The organism is Rhodococcus sp. EPR-147 (assembly GCF_001647185.1).
GTDB lineage: Bacteria > Actinomycetota > Actinomycetes > Mycobacteriales > Mycobacteriaceae > Rhodococcoides.
The window spans coordinates 1-5,600 of sequence record NZ_LVCU01000490.1 but is presented as its reverse complement, the minus strand read 5'-3'; the positions used below and the strand labels follow the sequence as shown (position 1 = coordinate 5,600).

Sequence of the window (5,600 nt, the reverse complement as noted above, 5' to 3'; positions counted from 1 at the left end):
CGAGATCGGCAATACCAGCGTCCGCTGCGAGCTCCTGCAGCTCACTGGATTCGACCCGCGCACCCTTGAGCGTGAAGTACACGTACTTGTCGCTACCCATCGACTCGAGTACGTCGACGGTGGCGGTGAAGGTGGCACCGCTCATCTTCTGGTAGCCGTCGATCAGTGCTGCGTCCTCGAAGTGCTCGGGGCGGATGCCGACAACCACCTCGCGACCCGGGTTCTTGGCCTTGATCGCGTCCATCCGCTCGAGCGGGATGTCGATCTCACCGAGCGCGGTCGACACTCCGTTCGCGGTGAGCTGTCCGGGAACGAAGTTCATCGAGGGCGATCCGATGAAGCCGCCCACGAACAGGTTTCGCGGCTTGTCGTACAGCTCCTGCGGAGAACCGATCTGCTGCACCAATCCGCCGCGTAGGACCACGACGCGATCGCCGAGGGTCATGGCCTCGGTCTGGTCGTGCGTGACGTACACGGTGGTGGTGCCGAGCCGCTTCTGCAGACGTGAAATCTCGGCGCGAGTCTGCACACGCAGCTTCGCGTCGAGGTTGGACAGCGGCTCGTCCATCAGGAACGCACTGGGGGTACGAACGATGGCGCGGCCCATGGCAACTCGCTGACGCTGACCACCGGAGAGGTTCGCCGGCTTGCGGTCGAGGTGCTGACTGAGGTCGAGGATCTTGGCTGCCTCTTCGACCTTGCTGTTGATCTCCGACTTCGAGAGCTTCGCGAGCGTGAGCGGGAACGCGATGTTCTGCCGCACCGTCATGTGCGGATACAGCGCGTACGACTGGAACACCATCGCGATGTCGCGATCCTTCGGTGCCTTCTCGTTGACGCGCTCCCCCGCGATGCGCAGCTCGCCGGACGAGATGTCCTCGAGACCGGCGATCATGTTGAGGGTCGTGGACTTTCCGCAACCGGACGGGCCGACGAGGATGATGAACTCGCCGTCGGCGATGGTGATGTCGACGTCGCTGACGGCAGCCGCGCCGTCGGGGTAGAGCTTGGTGACTTTGTCGAGAACGATTTCGGCCATGACGGTTATCCCTTCACTGCGCCGGACGTCAAGCCCGCCACGATACGTCGTTGGAAGAAGAGCACGAAAATGATGATCGGGATCGTGATGACGACTGCTGCCGCCGCGATCGATCCCGTTGGCTCCTCGAACTGAGAGCTACCGGTGAACTGCGAGATGGCCGCCGGGACGGTGACCGAACGTTCCGTCGCCGTCAACGAGATGGCGAGCAGGAGGTCGTTCCAGGCGAAGATGAACACCAGAATGGCGGCGGTGACGATGCCGGGTGCGGCCAGCGGGGCGATGACCTTGCGGAACGCCTGTGCCGGCGTCGCGCCGTCCATCTTCGCTGCCTTCTCGAGCTCCCACGGAATCTCGCGGAAGAACGCCGACAGGGTGTAGATCGCCAACGGCAACGCGAAGGTGATGTACGGAATGATCAGCCCCGGCCAGGTGTCGAACAGTCCCAGCGAGCGGGAGATGTCGAACAGCGGTGTCACCAGGGAGATCTGGGGGAACATCGCAATGAGCAGCGCTGCACCGACCAGAGCCTTCTTTCCCGGAAAGTCCAGACGCGCAGCGGCATACGCGGCCATCGTGCCGATCACCACGGCGATCACGGTGGTGATCAGTCCGATACCGATCGAGTTCACCAATGCCGAGGTGAACTGATTGGTCGAGAAGATGCCCTTGTAGTTGTCGAAGGTGATCGAACGAGGAATGAAGTTGCCGTCGGCGATGGTGGCCGTCGACTTGAACGAGAGGCTGATGATCCACAGCAGTGGAACGAGTGCGTAGAGCAGGACGAGGACGTTGACGACCGTCCAACCGACCTTCTTGCGAGGCGTAACAGTGGTCATTACTTGCGGCCTCCGTCGTCGGATCCCGGTGCCGATGCACCGAACAACTTGATGAACACGAACGCGATGATCGCGACGCAGAAGAAGATCAGAATGCTGATCGCCGACCCGAGCCCGAGGTTGAACGCACCGAACAAATTGTTGTAACCGAGAATCGAGACCGATCCGGTTTCGTTGCTACCGCGGGTGAGGACGTAGATGTTGTCGAAGATGCGGAACGCGTCGAGGGTGCGGAAGCGCACCGCGACGAGAATCGCCGGCTTCATCAACGGAATCGTGATGCGCATCAGCCTGGTCCACGCACCCGCTCCGTCGACCTCGGCCGCCTTGAGCAGATCGTCGGGCACCAGCGCCAGGCCTGCCAGAAGAAGCAGCGCCATGAACGGCGTCGTCTTCCAGACCTCGGCCAGTACGACGATCGCCAGTGACGGGAACTGCTCGGTGAGCGGAGCACTACCGTCGGGCAGCAGATTGGCGAGATAGCCCGTGCCGGGGGTCCACGCGTAGTACCAGCTGTACGCGGCGGCGACGGTCACGATGCCGTACGGGATGAGCACCACGGTGCGTACGAGTCCGCGACCGAAGATGGTGCGGTGCATGACCAGAGCCACGGCCAGACCGAGGATGAACTCGATGATCACCGAGATGATCGTGATGCCTGCCGTCACACTGAACGCCGTCCACCAGTAGCCGTCGGACAGCACGGTCACGTAGTTGGAGAGGCCGACGAATTCACGATCCTCGGGGAATGCGAGGTTGTACTTCTGCAGACTGAGCCAGAACGCGTAGATGATCGGATACCCGGTGACCGCGATCATCAGCAGGGCGGCGGGTGCAATGAGCATCAGCCCCAGGCGACGTTCGGCCTTCTTGCCGTCGGAGACGTTCTTCAGAGCCGCCTGCTTGTCGACAGGCTGCGATGCGGGCTGTGACTCGGTGGTGGCTCTCATGGAATCAACCCTTCGGAATTGACGGCCTTGGAGACCAGATCTGCGAGCTTGTCCACGTCGGCCACCGGATCGATGTTCTGCGGCGGGTTGAGCGCATCGGTCAGCAGAATCGAAATGCTCTGGTAGGCAGGCGAAACGGGTCGCACAGCCGCAGATTCGATGGAACCGAGAACCCCTTCCCACGCGGGATAGACGGCCTGGAACTCGGGATCGGAGTACAGCGACTTCAGCACCGGCGGCACACCACCGTTGACGGCGTTGTTGCGCTGGTTCTCCTCGTTGGTGAGGCAATCGACGGCCTCCCACGCGAGATCCTCGTGCTGAGTGGTCTTCGCGACGCCGATGTTGAAGCCACCGATGGTGACCTTCGCGGGCTCGCCCGGGTTCACCTCCGGATACGGGGCGCTACGGAAGACCTCGGCGATGCGTGCGTCCTGCTGATCCTCGGGCACCGTCGACAGGTCGAGGAACGAGACGGCACCGGCAACGGCGTTCTCCTTCAACCCGGGCAGCACGAACGGGTAGTTGACCTGGAATGCCATCCGTCCCGATTCCATGCCGAGGCGGGCAGTTGCCTCGTCGCTCTGCGAGACCGAGGGATCGCGGCCGTCGGCCGTGGCCACTCGCTTGATGATCTCGAGGGCTTTCTCGGTGGCGGCGCGATGCTCGGGAGTGTCGTTCAGCGTCACCGTCGTTCCGTCCTCGGCGACGACCGAACCACCAGCGCTCTCGAGCAGCGAGTTGAACCAGACCATGAAGCCCTCGTACTGCTTTGCCTGAACGCCGATCTGTGCGGGCTTGCCCGCCGCCGCATTGGCCTCGGCCACGTCGATCAGCTGATCCCACGTCTGCGGCGGCACTCCGTCGGGCACCTCGTCCGGGCGGTACCAGAGCAACTGGGTGTTGGAGTTGAGCGGCACCGCGTACAGCTGATCCTGCCACTCTGCCGTGGCGAGTGGGCCCTCGAGCGTGGCACCGTCGCGCAGCTTCTCGGACAGGTCCTCCGGGACGGGCAATGCCCATCCGGCCTCGGCGAACTCGGCCGTCCAGACGACGTCGAGTGTCATCAGATCCAGCGTCCTGTCGTTGCCGGCGAGGCGCCGCGCGAGCTGGAGCCGCTGATCGTTGGCGCTCTTGGGCAGAGTCCGTTGCTCCACTCGGTAGCGGCCGTTGGAGGCGTCGGAACACACCTGTGCCGCAGCGGCGTACTGCTCTGCGCCGTCTGCGGCAGTGTAGAAACTCAGAACCGGAACCGAACTGTCGGACGAACCACACGCTGCGAGCAACGGACTCGTGACCAGAGCCGCTGCCGCCAACACCCCTATCCTCGTTGCTTTTCCACGCCTACGACCACGATGTCTCGGCACTTTCCGCCTCCGTACGTTCAGTTACTCGCGCAGCACATTGTGTGGGACTGCCGTGCACGAAAGAAACGTAACCGAACTCACTGGCATAGAGGGCGATTTGGGGCTATTCCGTTACCTGTCGGTTGCCTGGTCGTCCACCAGGTGTGATCAGATCGACAGTTTGGCGAGCAGGTCGCGTGCTTTCTCCGCGGTTCGCGGCTCGCAGATGACGTCGTATCGGCCCGCGACCAACTGCATGCTCGACGCGAAATCTCGCTGTCCCTTGGTGGCCGCGTACGGAATGGACGCCGAGATCAGGCCGAAGATGATGCCACCGCCGACGCCGATGAGCAGCGCTCCGAAGATGTTCTCACTGAAGATGCCGAGGACCAGGCCGAGGAAGACTCCCAGCCAGGCACCCGAAACAATGCCTCCACCAATGACTTTGGGCCAGGTGAGGCGGCCGAGCACGCGCTCGACCTGCATCAGGTCGACACCGACGATCGTCACGTCCTGCACCGAGAACTCTTCGTCGGAGAGGTAGTCGACGGCGCGCTGCGCCTCGGCGTAGGTGGGGTAGGAACCGATAGGCCAGCCGGAGGGCGGAGTCGGCAGGCCCTGCCCTGGGCGACCGGGCTGCGAGAGGGGATTGGTCATGGCTCCATTGTGCCCCGAAACGGACACTCGGCACACCCGTTGTAGCGGTTCACAGCAGGTTGACGGTCGGTCAGGGCGCGGGCGGCACGAAGGCGGTCGTCCGTGTCATTCCTGCCGCACGTCCCTTCGCCGAGACGACGAGCGCCATCTTGCGGCTCGCCTCGTCGATCATCTCGTCGCCCAACATCACTGCGCCGCGACCGCCGCCCGCCGCGGAGGTGTGGAACTCGTACGCGTCGAGAATCATCTCGGCCTTGTCGTAGTCGGCCTGACGCGGCGCGAAGATCTCGTTGGCGGCCTCGATCTGCGTCGGATGCAGCACCCACTTGCCGTCGAAACCGAGGCCTGCCGTCCGGCCCGCCGCCCGACGAAAGGCGTCGAGATCACGTATCTGAAGATACGGACCGTCGATTGCCTGCAGACCGTGTGTTCGGGCGGCGAGCAGGATGGTCATCAGAATGTGGTGGTAGGCGTCGCCCGTGTCGTATCCGACCGGCTGCTCGCCGACGACCAGGGTGCGCATGTTGACGCTGGCCATCAGGTCTGCGGGACCGAACACCAGGGTTTGCACCCGCGGGCTCGCGGTCGCGATCTCGTCGATGTTGCGCAGACTGCGGGCGCTCTCGATCTGCGGCTCGATCCCGATCGCACCGACGTCGAGTCCGTGCTCTTTCTCGAGCTGGGTGAGCAGCAGATCCAACGCCTGCACGTGCGCGGCGCACTCCACCTTCGGCAGCAGGATGGCGTCGAGATTGCGTCCGGCACCGGA

At 63.5% G+C, this 5,600-nt stretch carries 6 protein-coding genes; all 6 read right to left on the bottom strand.

Translation table 11 applies throughout. The annotated features are described in order from the left end of the window. On the bottom strand, positions 1-1,039 hold a 1,039-nt coding region (locus tag A2J02_RS21115; protein WP_068053130.1), incomplete at its 3' end, for an ABC transporter ATP-binding protein. Between the two features lie 5 nt (positions 1,040-1,044). Beyond that, complete coding sequence (locus A2J02_RS21110; RefSeq protein ID WP_068053127.1) at positions 1,045-1,878, bottom strand: carbohydrate ABC transporter permease; 834 nt, start codon at positions 1,876-1,878, stop codon at positions 1,045-1,047. Further along, a complete protein-coding gene (locus A2J02_RS21105; protein ID WP_068053124.1) occupies positions 1,878-2,828 on the bottom strand; it encodes a carbohydrate ABC transporter permease in 951 nt (316 codons plus the stop codon). The genes A2J02_RS21110 and A2J02_RS21105 overlap by 1 nt, the downstream gene beginning before the upstream one ends. After that, a complete protein-coding gene (locus A2J02_RS21100; protein ID WP_068053122.1) occupies positions 2,825-4,147 on the bottom strand; it encodes an ABC transporter substrate-binding protein in 1,323 nt (440 codons plus the stop codon). Before A2J02_RS21100 ends, A2J02_RS21105 begins: the two co-directional genes overlap by 4 nt. A 195-nt stretch (positions 4,148-4,342) precedes the next feature. Further along, on the bottom strand, positions 4,343-4,831 hold the full coding sequence (locus tag A2J02_RS21095; RefSeq protein ID WP_057475533.1) for a general stress protein: 489 nt from the start codon (positions 4,829-4,831) through the stop codon (positions 4,343-4,345). Between the two features lie 70 nt (positions 4,832-4,901). Then, a partial coding sequence (locus A2J02_RS21090; RefSeq protein ID WP_068053120.1) for an HpcH/HpaI aldolase/citrate lyase family protein occupies positions 4,902-5,600 on the bottom strand: 699 nt, incomplete at its 5' end.

What these genes read in the sequence shown, in the direction of transcription:
- A2J02_RS21110 (WP_068053127.1), bottom strand. Translation starts at nt 1,878, where the DNA reads ATGACCACTGTTACGCCTCGCAAGAAGGTCGGTTGGACGGTCGTCAAC.
- A2J02_RS21105 (WP_068053124.1), bottom strand. Translation starts at nt 2,828, where the DNA reads ATGAGAGCCACCACCGAGTCACAGCCCGCATCGCAGCCTGTCGACAAG.
- A2J02_RS21095 (WP_057475533.1), bottom strand. Translation starts at nt 4,831, where the DNA reads ATGACCAATCCCCTCTCGCAGCCCGGTCGCCCAGGGCAGGGCCTGCCG.